The sequence below is a fragment of the Paraperlucidibaca baekdonensis genome (assembly GCF_003387535.1).
Taxonomy (GTDB): domain Bacteria; phylum Pseudomonadota; class Gammaproteobacteria; order Pseudomonadales; family Moraxellaceae; genus Perlucidibaca; species Perlucidibaca baekdonensis.
Genome location: NZ_QUNR01000001.1, coordinates 551,683 through 567,201 on the forward strand (window position 1 = coordinate 551,683; position 15,519 = coordinate 567,201).

Annotated in this window: 12 protein-coding genes and 1 tRNA gene; 1 reads left to right on the plus strand and 12 read right to left on the minus strand. The window is 53.1% G+C overall.

The window, feature by feature from the left end; all coding sequences use genetic code 11:
- Nucleotides 1-177: 177 nt before the first annotated feature.
- The 3 genes from DFR26_RS11020 to DFR26_RS02600 form a co-directional block, all read right to left on the minus strand.
- Complete coding sequence (locus DFR26_RS11020) at nucleotides 178-1,026, minus strand: hypothetical protein (RefSeq protein ID WP_147300255.1); 849 nt, start codon at nucleotides 1,024-1,026, stop codon at nucleotides 178-180.
- A gap of 380 nt (nucleotides 1,027-1,406) precedes the next feature.
- Nucleotides 1,407-4,061, minus strand: a complete 2,655-nt coding sequence (locus DFR26_RS02595; protein ID WP_116207369.1) for a DEAD/DEAH box helicase — start codon at nucleotides 4,059-4,061, stop codon at nucleotides 1,407-1,409.
- Entirely contained in the window at nucleotides 4,058-5,602 is a 1,545-nt protein-coding gene (locus DFR26_RS02600) for a site-specific DNA-methyltransferase (protein ID WP_116207370.1), read from the minus strand. The genes DFR26_RS02595 and DFR26_RS02600 overlap by 4 nt, the downstream gene beginning before the upstream one ends.
- 346 nt (nucleotides 5,603-5,948) lie before the next feature.
- On the opposite strand from DFR26_RS02600, the gene DFR26_RS02605 reads away from it, so the two are divergent.
- Nucleotides 5,949-7,007 (plus strand): Fic family protein, encoded by a 1,059-nt coding sequence (locus DFR26_RS02605; RefSeq protein ID WP_116207371.1) that lies wholly within the window; start codon nucleotides 5,949-5,951, stop codon nucleotides 7,005-7,007.
- A gap of 636 nt (nucleotides 7,008-7,643) precedes the next feature.
- Here the strand turns inward: DFR26_RS02605 and DFR26_RS02610 are convergent.
- The 9 genes from DFR26_RS02610 to DFR26_RS11260 form a co-directional block, all read right to left on the minus strand.
- Complete coding sequence (locus DFR26_RS02610; protein ID WP_147300256.1) at nucleotides 7,644-8,342, minus strand: hypothetical protein; 699 nt, start codon at nucleotides 8,340-8,342, stop codon at nucleotides 7,644-7,646.
- Between the two features lie 101 nt (nucleotides 8,343-8,443).
- Nucleotides 8,444-8,668, minus strand: a complete 225-nt coding sequence (locus tag DFR26_RS02615) for a hypothetical protein (RefSeq protein ID WP_116207373.1) — start codon at nucleotides 8,666-8,668, stop codon at nucleotides 8,444-8,446.
- 275 nt (nucleotides 8,669-8,943) lie between these two features.
- Complete coding sequence (locus tag DFR26_RS02620; RefSeq protein WP_116207374.1) at nucleotides 8,944-10,008, minus strand: site-specific integrase; 1,065 nt, start codon at nucleotides 10,006-10,008, stop codon at nucleotides 8,944-8,946.
- Nucleotides 10,009-10,108: 100 nt separating this feature from the next.
- A tRNA-Ile gene (locus DFR26_RS02625) sits at nucleotides 10,109-10,185 on the minus strand.
- Between the two features lie 60 nt (nucleotides 10,186-10,245).
- Nucleotides 10,246-11,649 (minus strand): SDR family NAD(P)-dependent oxidoreductase, encoded by a 1,404-nt coding sequence (locus tag DFR26_RS02630; RefSeq protein WP_116207375.1) that lies wholly within the window; start codon nucleotides 11,647-11,649, stop codon nucleotides 10,246-10,248.
- Nucleotides 11,650-11,738: 89 nt separating this feature from the next.
- Nucleotides 11,739-12,488: an SDR family NAD(P)-dependent oxidoreductase gene (locus tag DFR26_RS02635; RefSeq protein WP_116207376.1), complete on the minus strand. Its 750-nt coding sequence runs from the start codon at nucleotides 12,486-12,488 to the stop codon at nucleotides 11,739-11,741.
- A gap of 11 nt (nucleotides 12,489-12,499) precedes the next feature.
- A complete protein-coding gene (locus DFR26_RS02640; RefSeq protein ID WP_116207377.1) occupies nucleotides 12,500-13,810 on the minus strand; it encodes a DASH family cryptochrome in 1,311 nt (436 codons plus the stop codon).
- Nucleotides 13,811-13,813: 3 nt separating this feature from the next.
- Complete coding sequence (locus DFR26_RS02645) at nucleotides 13,814-14,797, minus strand: NAD(P)/FAD-dependent oxidoreductase (RefSeq protein WP_116207378.1); 984 nt, start codon at nucleotides 14,795-14,797, stop codon at nucleotides 13,814-13,816.
- A gap of 74 nt (nucleotides 14,798-14,871) precedes the next feature.
- A complete protein-coding gene (locus DFR26_RS11260) occupies nucleotides 14,872-15,477 on the minus strand; it encodes a TetR/AcrR family transcriptional regulator (protein WP_116207379.1) in 606 nt (201 codons plus the stop codon).
- Between the last annotated feature and the right edge of the window lie 42 nt (nucleotides 15,478-15,519).

A 15,519-nucleotide genomic window follows, 5' to 3' on the forward strand; every position in this document is an offset into this window, starting at 1 on the left:
TGCGCAGACGGGATGGTTAGCGATGATAAGTATACTTTTATAGTACAAACCCTATCCTGCAATAGTCTCTCACCCCTAAGGATTTTTTCGTTGACGAAAAATCACGCTCGATAAGGGTTAAGTAGCTGTGTCAGGAAATTTGTAAGTACATAAGGGTGATGATGTGCTTGTTGTGGGTCATCTTGAAATGACGCCAGGAAATACTTTCAAAGCGTGCCATGGAAGACATTCAACTACTAAAACTGAGAAGAAAAATAATATAACGAGTGCACCAGAGGTGAACGATACCCACCCAATACTACTGATGGGCAGCAAATAAAGGCTTAGCAAGTAGCACACAACTACAGGTCCAACAATGAAGGAAATCAACAAAAGCCTAATCAGTGTGTAGATGATACAAATAATCATTGCAGGTGGAAACCAATATGCAATGAGACTGCGTTTACGAAGGCTTGGTATGTCAATTGCCGGATACAAATTTACTAGATGCGGAAACATAAAATAAATGTGAGATGCTTTGCCAATTAGCAAAGATTCTCGAAACCTTGTGCTGTACAAGCTACCTAGCCAAATTACTAGAATAGGGGCTAGTGATATTTGTAAAGCAATAGCCAAGGAGTCAAATTTAATTTTAATCCGTGTGCTAAATACTCCTATGTCTGCTTTATCAGGAATTTCTATGCCATAGAATTGTAAGGGGGTATTTTTTAAATCTACTGCTTTTTTAGAAAGAGACGTTGCTAAGTCTCGTGGATTGGTGTCAGCGCCTTGCTCCAAAAACTTATCAATATCGGTATAACAGCCTGAATGAATACTGATAGGTATCCAAACTTTGGATAGTTCGTATTTGTACGCATTGACATAATATTTTGATTTATTTTTTTCTGCCTGATATTCGACCCACGTACTTGTTAGTAGCGCATCGTTTGTTTTTAGCGTACTAACGGCAAGATCAAGGCATTTAGCGATAACTCGCTCGTTCTGAGTTGTTGATGTGAAAGCAATTAGCAATACAAAAATAGCCACGAGAGTTAGCGGGCCACTAAAAAATAGAAGCCGCTCATAGCGTCGACCAAGTTGATATGGGCTCATTTCACAAATGAGTCTCGTGAATAGCGGTTCCTGATGCCCAACTTAGTTTATCCCTCAGTTATGTGGTGTAATAAGTTTCAACTGCAAAAACTTGAAAAGAAAGCTAAGTCAAAGCCGTCAGATTAAGTGTTTCGAAACAGGGTGGTTGCGATGGCCTTATGTGTGCTAAGCAGACCAAATATCTAGATTAATATCACAAGCCCTATCCTGCAATAGCTTGCCCTCTTCAAGGATTTTTTCGTTGACGAAAAAACTTACTCGATAATGGTTAAGAGGTGGCTGCTTCAGGAAGCTCGTAAGCACGAGGCTCATCACTAGTGCGCAAGAGCCTCCACAATTTGAGATCTAACCTCTTTTGGATCACCCTGCTTCATCGTCGCCATAACAAATACGGCCTTGCCACCTGAGGCTCTGGCCCACTGCTGACCGATCAGCTCTTTTTCGCGGCTATCGCGACTTTCGTCAGGTGACAATTGCTTGCCCTTGTACTCGACTACCAACAAGCGGCCATCATCCATGACCGCTACGAAGTCTGGATAAAACTTGTCGGTCGATGTTGGTAGGGAGAACGAATTGCGATGTCTGCTCACGTTTCGGGTCCAGTATTTCAGGTCAGGCAAGGCATCCAGGGCAAGGGCGCAATTGACCTCTTCGCCGCCGTCCTTACCGTCAAAAGCTGGAACTTCATCCTGCCCCATGAAGTGGCGCTTAAACTTGTACTTGCCATGATACTTGGGTATGTCGAAATACATTTCGTCAAAGAAACGTATGCCTTCATCGAAAGAGACTTCTACGCGGGCCGCTGGGCCGAACAGATTCGTTTGATAGACTTTATCGCGCTCCTTCTGACGGAAACTCCGAATTTTGTCATTCAGCTTGCGCGCCAGAATGAACTTGCAACGCATCAATTGGGATAACGGGATATCTCGCTCACGATTCAGATGGTTCACCACATCGCTTAGCCAAGCGAGTAGCTCCACCTGTCCGATCCATTGATCACGTACTTTCCCATCAAGCCAGCGAACCAAAACATTTGTTGTCCAACCCTCTACCGCAATATCCAGTGAAAGCTGATCAGCGCTATCCCCAGCCGAAATCGATAAGCGATTGCCGTCAAGGTCGATCTCGAAGGTGTTGGTCGTCTCGACAATATCGAACTCGGTCATGGTCAGCCGCGCTGGATGATCAGCCAGTGACCAGTCGTGATATTCCATTAGAGTATCGGTATCGCCAAATACCAGCTCATCCTGTACGTACGTCATCAGGCGAGGCACGGTGAACTCTTCCCCGCGATGGGCCGGCGCCAGATCATCGGCATGTTTGGCTTTAAACTCGTCCAGCTTCTCGCGCAGCACGGCTTGCAGATGCTTTGGGGTCGTTTGGAACAAGCGCTCTTCTTCTTTGGGCTTGGGAACGCCAGTAAATTCGATCAGGGTTTTTCCGTCACTGCCCGCCGAAACTTTGATCTTGCCCGACGCGCTATTGCCGATCTCCTTGCGTTCAGCCTCTGAGGCGTCTAACTCAACCGTCATCGTGGGGCGTTGGCGCACTTGCCGCCCAAACAGCCCATCATCCAGCCCCAGCTGCTCTGCCTCAATATTTGCCTCTGCTTCGCTCTCTTCGAAGCCCATATCGATCAGCTTGTCGCGCAAACTGTTAGCAGCCTCAGCAAACTGCTTCGATACCAGTTTGGCGTACGATTTATTCAGCGCAGGCTCTTTGCGTTTTTGCGCGTAGGGCATTCGCAATACACGGCCCAAAAGCTGCTCCGCATCGGTCGAACTACGAATGTTGGCCAACGAGCAGAACACATAGGCAAAGGAACAATCCCAGCCTTCTTTTAGCGCCTCAATAGTGATGACGTATTCAATCAGGCAGTCAGGCTTGAACAGATCTATTCCATCCAACTCACGCTGCGCGCCGGTCGCCACGGCAATTTTATTCGGATCGATATTTTCGTTCTCGATCAGATGATTACGCAGCACATCGACCGTTACCTCCTCGCCTTTCTTCTGGGCTTGGAACAGCACGATAGGGCGGATATAGCCCTCACGATCACGATCCGCATATTCTTGCAGCTCCGCGCGCTTTAAAATTGCGGAGTTGACCGCACCTTGCCATGTCTCGGCCTCATCCAGCACCACAGGCATTTTGATCATCTCTTCATCTTTCAGCTCCTGAGCTGTCACTGAATGAAGGATGTTATTGAAGCCCTTGGGAGTGGCGGTGAACTCGATAATCGCCGAAGGATGAATTCGCTCATACACATCATGACTAAGGCTTGTGCCCGCCTTGTGCGCTTCATCCATGATGACAATCGGACGATGCAGGTGCATGAGGTTGGCAAAACTGAAGCGAATATCGCCCTTCATTGGGCCATCATCGTTGCGCTCTAGTCCCGGAGCCCCCGGTGGCACAGCACTAAAGTGTCCTTCCAGCATCTCGTGATGGGCGTAGACCTTGCGACCGTCCGTGTTACTCACCTTTAGCGTTTGGATCGTGCCGACCACAACACAAAGGTTCGACCTCAGGTCATGCGGCGTAATTTGAGTGAAGTCGCCAATATCAAAAATGCGCACGCGACCCTCAAACGCCTCGTCCAGTACCTGCCGATACGGGTGGCGCGGATTTTTCAGCGCCTCAGCTGTCTGCAGTCGGATCGTGTTTGTTGGCACTAGCCACAGCACCAGCGGGAAATCTTTCTCGACCCAAATATCCTGAGCCACAGTAATCGCATGCGCTGCGAGGATGGTCTTGCCGCCGCCCGTGGGCAAACGCAAACAAACATAAGGCACGCTAGGCAGCGTCTTGATCGGCTTGTAGCTTGTCGCATAGCCCTTCAGGCGCTTAGCCAGCTGCGGTTCGGCTGTGATCGATTCGTAAGCCGCCTTGGCACCAACAATCCGCGCCTCTTCAAAAAACTTCCTCAGCGTCGCTAGCGAGGCCTGCTGATATGTTTTTAGCTTCATTTGCGCGCCTTCACATCATAAGGGGTTTGTTTGAACTCGATCCGCTCAGACCGAAGTGTGGCGTCAGACAATGCCGTGCGCTCGCCGTAGATGGTCAGTGAGCCGATGAGGTCGCCTTGTGCCTCGCGGATCACAGCCAGCGTCTTGCGGGTCAGCACGTTGCCGCCAGAGACAGATTTATCACCAAGAATGCCGTTGTAAAGCAGCGCATAGCCTTTTCCATCCTGCGCCCCGAGGAACGGAGTCAGAGGCTGAGGTTCCGACCATGGACTGCCCGTTTCCGCAAACCAGATATGGGCAGCCAACACAGAGAAGCGAATATCGGACTGAATTTGGCCGTTCTCAGTAAAGACCGGCGGACCTAGGCGATAGAAGCGGAAGCCGCCGCCACCTTGCCAGCCATGGGCCTTAGAAATTCCACCTTGCTCGCCATCTACTACTTTTTGCAGGCGCGGCGCGCAATGAGTGACAGCATGGTCGCCCATTTCGATTCCGATATAGCGCCGCCCCATCTTTTGCGCGACGGCGGCGGTTGTACCGGAGCCGAGGAAAGAGTCGAGCACGAGGTCGCCGGGGTTGCTGGCAATCTGAAAAATGCGCTGCATCATCCTCTCTGGTTTAGGCGTGTCAGCAGTGTTGTTACCACCAAACAGTTTGATGCTTTCTTTTTTTGATTCATCTGTATGGCCGGCATCGTCGTGAGGCCACCACGTCCAGGGGACGATGCCCTCGACCTCAGACAAAAATCGAATAACACTTGGTGCAGCATTACCTTTTTTGCCCCAGTAAATGCGACCTTGATCAAGTTTTTTCTTGAACTCACTCTCGATCATAGACCAGCAGCGACCTTCAGGCGGCGTATGCATCTTGCCGTCTGGCCCAACAATTTCGTACATTTGATTGGGTCTGAAGCCTTGCGCCGTCATAGGAAGGCCACGCCAACGCTTTTGGGGGGCAGTCTCATTGGAGTTATCGGGGTTGCGGTATACTTTTGCCTGTTTTTCATCGAGCGGTATTCGGTTTGCACGCAAACGAAACTGTGGTTCGTCTTTCACATAGACCAACACATGCTCGTGTGCATCGCCCAAGACCCCCCTGTTTTCGCGTGAGTACCGTTTTTGCCAAACTACATTGGCAAGGAAATTATCTCGTCCAAACACTTCGTCCATGATTACTTTCAGATAGTGCGCTTCACGGTCGTCAATACTGATCCATATCGATCCATCCTCAGCCAGCAACTCCCGCAGTAGTTCCAGCCGAGGCCACATCATGGCCAGCCATTGCGAATGCTCCAGATTATCGTCGTAATGCTCGAAGGCTGAGCCAGTGTTATAGGGCGGGTCGATATAGATGCATTTCACCTGCCCCGCGTAATAGGGCAGCAGTGCCTTCAACGCCTCTAGGTTATCGCCTTGGATCAGCATATTGCCCGCATTGCGGTCGCCATAACCAAGTTTCGGCACCTCCTCTAACAGGCGGTAAGGCACTTTTTCGGAGGCGCGCACATCATCGTCTCGGGTCAACCAGCGTAAGGTTGGCATCTATTTACAATTCCTTTTCAAAGGCCTTTTAAACACTTAGTCAACTGGCAGGACGACATGTGGTGGCCAACTAATTCTGAACACAGTTTCAAGTTTGCCATAAAGAGGGCGCATATATATAACCAGTCCAAACCCTATCCTGCACTAGTCCTCCACCCTCAAAGATTTTTTCGTCAACGAAAAAATCCTTACTGAATCGAGGGTCAGCGATTGCTATAGGTGATGAGCAAGCACGAAACATGCAGTGACTATATGTATAGAAAATGGGTTTTTCTATACATATGGATGGCGATGTGTTTAAAGTTTGCTTGTTTTAATACATGACAACTTGGATCCGCATATCCCTATGAAGCCCCTACAGAGTTTGACGCCGACTCGTTTTGACACACCCGCTATTCTGCGGCGGCTTGCTGCGAGCAGTCGAAAATTAGCGGAGTTGAAAGGGGTTGCCGCCTCCATTCCTCATCAGGGCATCTTGATAAACACATTAGGTTTGCAGGAAGCCAAGGATAGCTCGGAGATTGAGAACATCATCACTACACACGATGAGCTATTCAAGGAGGAAGCTGAGCTATCCCTCGTGGCTAATCCTGCGGCGAAAGAAGTGCAGCGATATCGTCAGGCTCTTGGGCGTGGGTATGAGCTGGTGGTCAGCACGGGGCTCATCACAACCAATCACATTGTCGAGGTGCAAGCTGAGCTTGAACATAACCAAGCTGGCTTTAGACGTTTGCCCGGCACCGTTCTGAAGAATGGTAAAGGCGAGACGATCTATAGTCCGCCTCAACACCCAGATGAAATTGTTCGGCTAATGGGCGACCTTGATCGCTTTATAAATGACAGCACAGATTTTGATATCGATCCGTTGATAAAGATGGCGCTGGTGCATCATCAATTCGAGAGCATTCATCCATTTTATGATGGCAATGGGCGTACTGGTCGCATCCTAAATGTTTTGTATTTGGTGAAGGAAGGCTTGCTAGATGTGCCTGTACTTTACTTATCGCGCCATATCGTTCGTACGAAGTCGGACTATTACACGCTGTTGCAGGCTGTTAGAGATGACGACCAATGGGAGGCTTGGGTACTGTATATGCTTGAGGCGGTGGAGCAAACAGCAGGTCAGGCAATCAACACCATTCATGCAATCAAGGCCGCTATATTTGATTACAAGCATCGTATTCGCGCGAGCTATAGGTTCTACAGTCAAGACTTGATCAACAATCTGTTTACGCACCCGTATACCAAGATCGAGTTTGTGCAGCGAGATCTTAAGGTGTCGCGGCTCACGGCAACAAAGTACATGGATGCTTTGGCTGAGGGTGGCTTTGTTGAAAAGCAGAAAATTGGGCGCAGTAACTACTACATCAACATCGCGTTAAGCAAAATTCTAGTGGATGCGTAGTGGTGGTTTGTCGCTGAAGTTATCCACAGAGCTCTCGTCATTGTTGTTGTCTTTATCTCTATAGCTTTGACTGTAGTTGTAGTTGTAGTTGTAGTTGTAGTTACCGGCCATGATATCGATATCTTATCGATAAGATATCGCTGAGTTAGCGATGCGATATAAGGCTGCTTGAAGTGCGTGTAATTTGACATTGAAAAGCGTGGATTTTGGGCTTTAGCTGCCATCAAATACGCGTCATTAGTCACTAGAAGTCTAGTGGGCTTAGCCCCCTATCTATATGTTATTTATGACTAATTTTTCTATTCAGTGAGTTGGCTGCATGGTTGTAGGCAGCGTGTATTGCTAGTTACAAAAGCGTGTAATTTGACATTGAAGCTCATACGTATGCGTCACTAGTCACCCTATGGCTAGCGCGTAATGTTGGCTATGTCATTGTTATTTATGATGATAACTTATGCTTAGCGCATGGAGTTTGTGCATGAAACTTGGCATTGATGGCAAGTATATTTGGCTGCGAGTAGCTGGTAGGGCTGGATTTGCCCGAATCTCTTCGTTCTGCCTCGAAGTCAGTAGTGCCTGCTGTCGGTTGGAGTGACTCGTGTCGTCAAACTGCTGAGGGTTGGCGCTATATTCTGACTAATGCGCTTGCCCTAGCTGCCCACTTTTTTCTGCGGCGACCAAAGATATTGCATAGGCTGGCAGGTTTTTGATCCTTCCTGTTGCGTTGGCTTCAGTAAACGCTTTAAAGACGTTTTCAAGCCCCTGAGGAGTGAGCCCTGATTCATTCATTATTTTGAAGGCTTTGTTTCTTTCGGCTATGCGCTTCGGGCTTACTGCGGCATTGGGCTTGGACTGTGCAATTTCAGGATCAATATTCTGTTTTTGAAGAGCCGTGGCATCGACTAAGCTCAGGCGAAATGCTGTTTTCTTGATTTCGTTGTGTGTGGTGAGCTCAGTGTCATCCAGTACTCGGAGGTCTCGCTCTTTGGCCTGCTCAGGCGAGCATGGGCTCAGGTTATGGCTATCAAACCATGATAGATTTTCCGGCTTTTGTAGCTTCGAGAATACCGACCAGAACTCTTGATGCCACTGGCTAGGGACGCACATGATTTGCTCGGCGGTAGCATACCGAAACTTGATGCTACCGAGTTGTGATGCGCTGTTATGAGACCACCAAGTTTTTACCCAAATGTAATGCTTTGCTTTGTCTATTTTCACCAGATCGAGCTTTTCGAATTTCTTTAAGACCCTCCATAGTTCAGCGCAGCTTGCTAGGTGCAGGTCGGCAGTGATTTTGGCTGGAATGAACGTGTATATGCCAATCATATTGGTCATGGGGCCGGTATGAAGATAGGTAAGGCATAGCAGCTCGGTACAGCTAAAGCTTATGAACCTAGGGTCATGCCATATGCTATCGCTCAGCATCCTTTTCCGGCTCATTGCGCTGGCTCCTCTAATTGCAGAACCTCAATGATTTGATGTGTTCTAAAAAAAGACTTACGGCCAATTTTCAGGCGTGTAGGGTTAAAAATATCAGCCACTTTTGATTTTTGATTCAGCGATGCTCTCAGACCCGTCGGGACTCTTGTTAGGAGCTCGGCTAAATCATCAACGGTCATCAACGGCCCGTATTTTTCTAGCAATGAAATAGATTTATGCATGATTTTTTCCTCTTAAGTCGATTGGTTGGGCCTTGAGTAAAACGATGCAAGGCTTGGGCTGCTTCAGAGGAATCTAATGAAATTACGAGTTTAATGGAAGAGTGAGCTTGATTTAACTTGTTGTTTTTAAATGGAAATAACTGTTGACCGTCAACAGTTATAGCGCCGAAAAAATAGATGGTTTCCTTTGGAATCAGATGTTTGAAAGATATTAAAGTTTCTAGTTTTTAGTGATTTTGAAATAATTAGTTACAGTCATTTGTTAATTAAATACATTACTTTCTCGGTGCTGTAAGCATATCCAGCTCCGAAACCAAGTCCTCGGCTCTCAAGTGAGTATATCTTTTGAGCATTTGCATGCTTTTGTGACCGCTAATAGCCGCTACTTTTTGATCGCCAAGCCCAGCCTCCACTAAGCGGCTAATGGCCTCATGCCTGAGGTCATGAAAGCGAAGGTCTGGCATGCCAAGATCAGTCTTTAAGATCGTCCATATTTTGCTAAAAGCGTAAGGCCGGCGCTTACTATCTCGCCCCGGCTCCCCGAAAAAAACTAAGTCGGTATCAATCGGACGAATTGGGTTGTCTAGCGCCTCTTTGAGAGTGGCTGTTGCAGTCAGGGTGAGGGGGATTGAGCGTGCTGTATTGTTTTTGGTGTCAGCTAGTCGAATGACGCGTGAGCTTAGATTGACTTGGCTGCGCCGTAGCGAGGTAATTTCTGACGAGCGCATGCCTGTTTCAAGGGCTATCGTCACGATCCAGCCAAGCATAGGGTTGCTGTGAGCCTTTGCCGCCGCCATAAGCTTGCGTTCTTCTTGGGCGCTCAGACGTCGATCACGGCCTTGCCCCGGGTTCGGCTTGCGGATAGCCAATACTGGGTTGTAAGTCAGTCCTAAGCCCCATTCCTGAATCGCCACGGTGAATAAGTGGCTAAGAAGAGCTAGCTCGAGGCGAACGGTGTTATTGCTAGTGGTTCCTGCGCGGCATGGCTCTGCCAAGCGCGTATCTCGATAGCTAGCCACAATATCGGGTGTGATGGCGGCAAGTGAATATTTGCCTAGATGCTTAATAAGCGCTTTTGACTTACTGAGCTCTGCGCGCTGTGTGGTGGGCTTCTTTGTTGGCGTGATATCAGCAAGGTATCGAGCTATAGCGGTGGACAGTGTTGTCTTTTCGGACAATGTGCGCTGGATAAAAACCCCTCGCATCATTTCGTCTTCGGTGCGTCTTGCCCAATCCTCGGCATCGCGTTTAATGCGGAAAACCTTGACGATGGTCGGCCAGCCTTGCTTACGGATTAGGGCCTTCCAAGTTCCGGCATTTGTCTTAACGAAGGTCGCCATGAGGGTGCTCCAAAGTCGTGCCACGCCGCAGCACTGTACCGATATTGTACCTTTGGACTTTAGGATTGCAAAACGAGTATTTGTAACTCGTTGTTTTAATTGGTGGGCCCGGTCGGACTTGAACCGACGACCAAAGGATTATGAGTCCTCTGCTCTAACCAACTGAGCTACAGGCCCGCATGCGTGGCGAGGTGCCGAAATGCAGGCGCGCAGTGTAGCAAGCGCGTCTGCGCGCGACTAGCTGGAAATCTGCTGTTCATACCAAGAAAGTAGCACCTGCCGGTCAGTCGCTGATGTGGCGGTGCCGGGCACGAGCGCGGTGGGTCGCGGTGCGCGGTCGAACCAGAAGCGGCCACTCAAATGGCCATTGGCGAAGATCGGGTGGCTGGCCAGCCAGACCGTGGTGTCGCTGCCTTGGCGCGGGGTGCGCAGGCGTTTGCCGAGGCGGCGGTTGAAGTCGGGCAGGGCGCTGGCCACGCCGGGCGTAGCAGCCCAACCCGGGTGCATGATGTGCAATCCCAAGTTTGAGTATTGCTCCGCCCAATGCTGACTGACATCGAGCAGGGCGCGTTTGGCGCGGGCGTAGGCTTTCGGGCCATTAAATAGCTCATTGGTAAACGCCATGTCATTGAGCGTAATGCCTTGTGTGTAGAGCCCGCCGGAGACCACTTGAATGATGCGCCCGCCGCGTCTGGCAAAGCTAGGCGCGAGCGCTTGCGTGAGCAATGCGGGTGAGACGAAGTTGATCGCCATGGTGCGCTCGAGGCCATCGGCGGTCAGCGCTTGCTCGTCAAATAATGCGCCGGCATTGTTGATCCAAACATCGAGCTCAAGGCCAATGAGCTGCTCGGCGAGATCTCGTGTGGCGGCGATGCTGGAGAGTTCGGCTTCCACGCAGTCGATGCGAATGGCGTGACTGGCCCACGGGCGAATCGCTGCCGCCGCTTGCGCGAGGCGATCTGTGCCGCGCCCGACCAGAACCAAGTCGGCGCCGAGGCGCGCGAGTTGCTGCGCGCAGGCCAGCCCTAAGCCGGAGGTCACCCCGCTAATGCCAATGCGCTGAGGATTAGCGCCGTCGACATAGCGCGACAGCCCACGCGAGGGCATCTGGCGGTAGCCGCGCCGTGTGTAATTGATCATACCCGGTAGCACCAAGCGCTCCGCCATGCGCTCGGCCATGCCGGGCGATGCCGGGCCGTCGTTTTCGAGCGCCGCTTTGAGGCCATTCATGGCGGCGTTGCTGAGGCGCTCGCCCCAGCAATTGAGCACGGGCTTGAGTAAGCCGGGCACATCGGCGGTGCTGATGTCGGCGCGGTAGACGAGTGTGCACGTTGCTTCGCCAGTGGCGCTTAGCGTTAGGGTGTCGACAGCGGTAAAGCCATCACCAACGCCAGTGAGCACGAGGCGTGCCTGACCTTGCGCCGATGGCGGCTCGCAGACATCGAGCGTGTAGCGCATGGGCACGGCGCGGCCCAACACATTGAGCTCAAGCGCGAAGCTGGAGGCCGCGCTGTCGTCGCGCTCGGCCGTAAACACGCCCGGGTCCCATTGCTCGATATTGTCGAAGTCGCGCAGGTAGCGAAAGACATCGGCCAATGAGCGTTTCAGCGGCAAAACGCGATGCAGGTTCAGCGTGGTCACGGCGGGCTCCCGATTAAATTTTCACGACTCTACCGCAGTTTGATGACGCGCGCCGAGCGCCACACGGCGGCGGCGCCGATGGTGGCTATTTATGCGCGCGGCAACGGATGAATCAGCGCTTGGCCACCATCGATATTGATGCTTTGGCCGGTGATCCAGCTCGCTTCATCGCTCAGTAAAAAAGCCATTAGGCCAGCAATGTCGGGCCCGCGACCAATGCGCTGCATGGGGTTGGGTTTGCTATTGCGCGCGATGGCCTCCTCGGAGTCGGTGAGGCGCCCAGCTAAGGGTGACACCACCAGGCCCGGATGCACGCAGTTCACGCGGATGCCTTTGTCGGCGTAGCTGGCCGCCGTGCTCAGCGCGAGGCCGGCGACTGCAGCTTTGGCGCTGCCAATGGCCTCGTGGTTGGGGAAGCCGGCGTGTGCCACTAGCGAGCCGACCAAGACTGCCGCCGAGAGTTCGCGGTGCTTGCGGGCGCCATCAACAAAGGCTTTTAAGCAGTAGGCCGCTGAGTAAAAGTTCAGCTTCATGACCGCCTCAAAATCGGCCTCGCGCGTGAGGTGTAGCGGCTTGATGAGCGTTGAGCCAACGCAGTGGGCAAAGCCGGTGATCGGCCCCACGGCGGCTTCGGCGTTGGCGCGTAACTCGGCTGCCACGCCGGGCTCGGCGACATCGCCAGCGGCAATATGGCACGGCGTGCCGAGGCGATCGGCGAGTGACTGCAAGCGCGCTTCATCGCGGCCGGTGAGCACCAAGGTGTGGCCTTTGGCGGCGAGATTGTCAGCGAGTGCGCTGCCCACGGTGCCGGCGGCGCCGGTGATCCAGGTGATGCTCATGGTCAATACTCCTAGGAAAAGCGGTCGGGTAACCAACAGCGTCGATACGCGCCGTCGGGGTCATACATGGCGGTTTGGCGTACTGGATTGAAGCGTCGGTCGCTGCGTGGATCAGTGCCAGCCCCCGCCAAATACAGCCAGTTGCCTTGGTTGCTGGCGACATCGAAATCAATGAGCTGATGCTCTAACCACGCCGCGCCCAAGCGCCAATCTTGGTGCAGGTCATGGATCAAATAACTCGCGACATTTTGCCGTAAGCGATTGCTCAAATAACCAGTGGCGGCGAGCTCGCGCATGCCGGCATCGACCAGATCGCAGCCGGTCGTGCCAGTGCACCACGCTTGAAATGCCGCTGGGTCGTGACGCACTTTACGGCTGCTGTCTGAAAGCTGGGTTTGGATGCCCTGTCGATGAAAGCAGCGCCGACCAAACTGCCACATCAGCAGTTGAAAATATTCACGCCACATCAGCTCAAACCAGAGCCAATAGCTGCCGTCATTGGCGCCATAGTGGTCTTCATAGGCGAGACGCTGAGCTTCAATTTCTCGCACCGATACGCTGCCAAGCGCCAACCACGGCGACCATTTGCTCGAATAATCTGTGCCGAGCAAACCGTTGCGCGTGGCTTTGTAGTCGGCCACCAACTCAGTACTGAAGTAGCGTTGCAGATGCGCGAGACCGGCGGCTTCACTGCCGTGCCAGTCCGGTTCGGCATACGGTAGAGCGCTGCGCGCATCAGCCTGCGCAGGGCTATTGGCAAATAGCGCCGTCGCTGCTGAGCGTGCATCGTAGAGTAAATTATCGGGCAGTGCGGGGCTGGCAGGCAGTGAGGTGGGCGCGGGTTGCGGGCTGAGTGCGGGCCATTGAGCCGCCTCTAGGCGCTTGCGAAAGTGCGTAAATGGCGTGGGAAAGGGGTCGAGCGGCAGCGGCAAATCGTGGCGATCAAACAAGCCGCCGCCCTCGTGCACGCAAGTATTTTTCACCCCAGCGATGGCCTCGCGCTCTTCCCAGCCCGGATGCGCATGGACATGAATCGGGGCGTTATCAAGCGCGGCGCTGAGCGTATTCAATGCGCTAGCCGGTTCAGCGACGAGGATCAGCAGGTCATTGCCGCACGCTTGCAGCGCTGCTTTGAGGCCCGCTAAGGCTTGTCCCAAATGCGCGAGTCGATGCGCGCCGATTCTCGCCACACCGGCCGGACCGGTTGCCAGCCATGCGCTCGGCAGGCAATACACCGCGAGCAATGAGTCGTCTTGCGCAGCGGCACGCAGTGGCGCGTGGTCGTGCAGGCGCAGGTCATGGCGAAACCACACAATGGCCATGGCTTAGGCCGTCAGCGCGAGTTCAGCGCAGAGGGCATCGGCGGCGGCTAGGCCACTGTGCAGCGCATCGGCTACGGTGGCGCCCAGGCAGGCATCGCCGGCGTAAAACAGACCATTGGCTCCGCGTAAAAAGGCCTCGCCCGCCGCTTGGCTGACCCAGGCATAGCGCCAGCGGTGCGCCTCCAAATACTCAGCCCGCGCCGGAATACGCAGGGCTTTCGCAGCGATTTCCATGAGCGCGTGAGCCGCTACCTCTGGGCTGTCTTCGAGATGCTCAGTGCTCCAGTCTGCGCTGGCGTGCAGGGTGTAGCGCGGAGCTCCCGTGCCTTGCGGCCGGCGATCTTCGCGGATGCACAGGGCTATGCCATCAGCGCGCAGGTCATCGCGGAGAAAGTCACCGGCGTCAACGCTTGATGGCTCGCTCGGCACCCAGCGCACGCTCCAGGCCGGCGCATGATGCATTGCTTGCAGGGTTTGGCAGAGGCGATATTGGCTCGGCAGTTTCGATAGCAATGCCAGTGCTTGCGGCGGCGGGCAGGTCAGCAGCACTCGGTCAAATGGCCCGCGCCATTCGGCCTGCTCACTAAACTGTAGCCACCACGACTGGCCATCGTGTTTGAGTGCAATCAGCGTGTGCTGGAAATGACAGGTCAGGCCTTGCGTCCAGCGTTGTGCCAGCGCATTGACAGTCTCGGCGGGCACCAATGACGAGCGCAACTCACCGCTTATGTCGGTCAGGCGTAGCGTGCTCGCGCCGAGGCTGAGTGCGCGCTGCAGGCGGGCATCGGTGGGCGAGGCGGGCATAGAAATAAACGGTGCGCCATGATTAAACGGGCCCCAATCACTGCGCCGTGAGGCCATGCGGCCACCGGCGCGACGGGCTTTATCAAAGACCGTGCAGACGATGCCTTGACGTTGCGCTTCGCTGGCGGCCATTAAGCCACTGGCGCCGGCGCCAATAATGGCCAGCGTGGGGGCGTGCTGCATGGGGAATCTCTCATCACTAAAAAAACTCGATAATAATGCGCCTTGTAAGTGCCTTTTTGTACTACACAGAAGATCTACGCAGACACCTTGTCTAAGGCGCGATGCATTAGTGTCATGGCCGTTTTCGCAATATCTTCAATGGCTTCCGGCGTAAACGCGAGGCCATCGTTGTACATGCGGCAGAGGCCATGCAAGCTCGCCCACGCCACTTGCACCACGCGCAGGGCCGGCACATTGGTCGGCAGTTCGCCGCGGTTTTGCAACGCTTGCACATGATGGCTAATGGCTCTCACATGCGCGCGCGCCGCCGCCTGAAAGGCTTCGGCATGGCTATCACGCCACAGAAGGCTGCCAAAGATTAAATCGTAGAGTGCGGGTTCATGGCGGGCGAAACCCACATAGGCCAGTGCAAAACTCTCGGCGCTGGCATCGTGGGCGATGGCCGCCTGCATGACCACAACAAACTCCGCCATAGCGGCCTCGCCGAGCCCCATCAGCAGCGCATGTTTATTGCGGAAATGATGGTAGAGCGCTGGCGTCGAGACACCGAGCTCATCGGCCAGTTGGCGCAGGCTTAGGCCCGACACGCCCTTGGCGCGGATGCGCGCTAGGCCGGCCGCGACAATGCTGCGGCGCAGATCGCCATGATGATAGCTAGGCTTGGCTTGTGAGCTTGACATCACCAAAAATCCTCGTATCTTAACGGTGTTAACTTTAGCGCG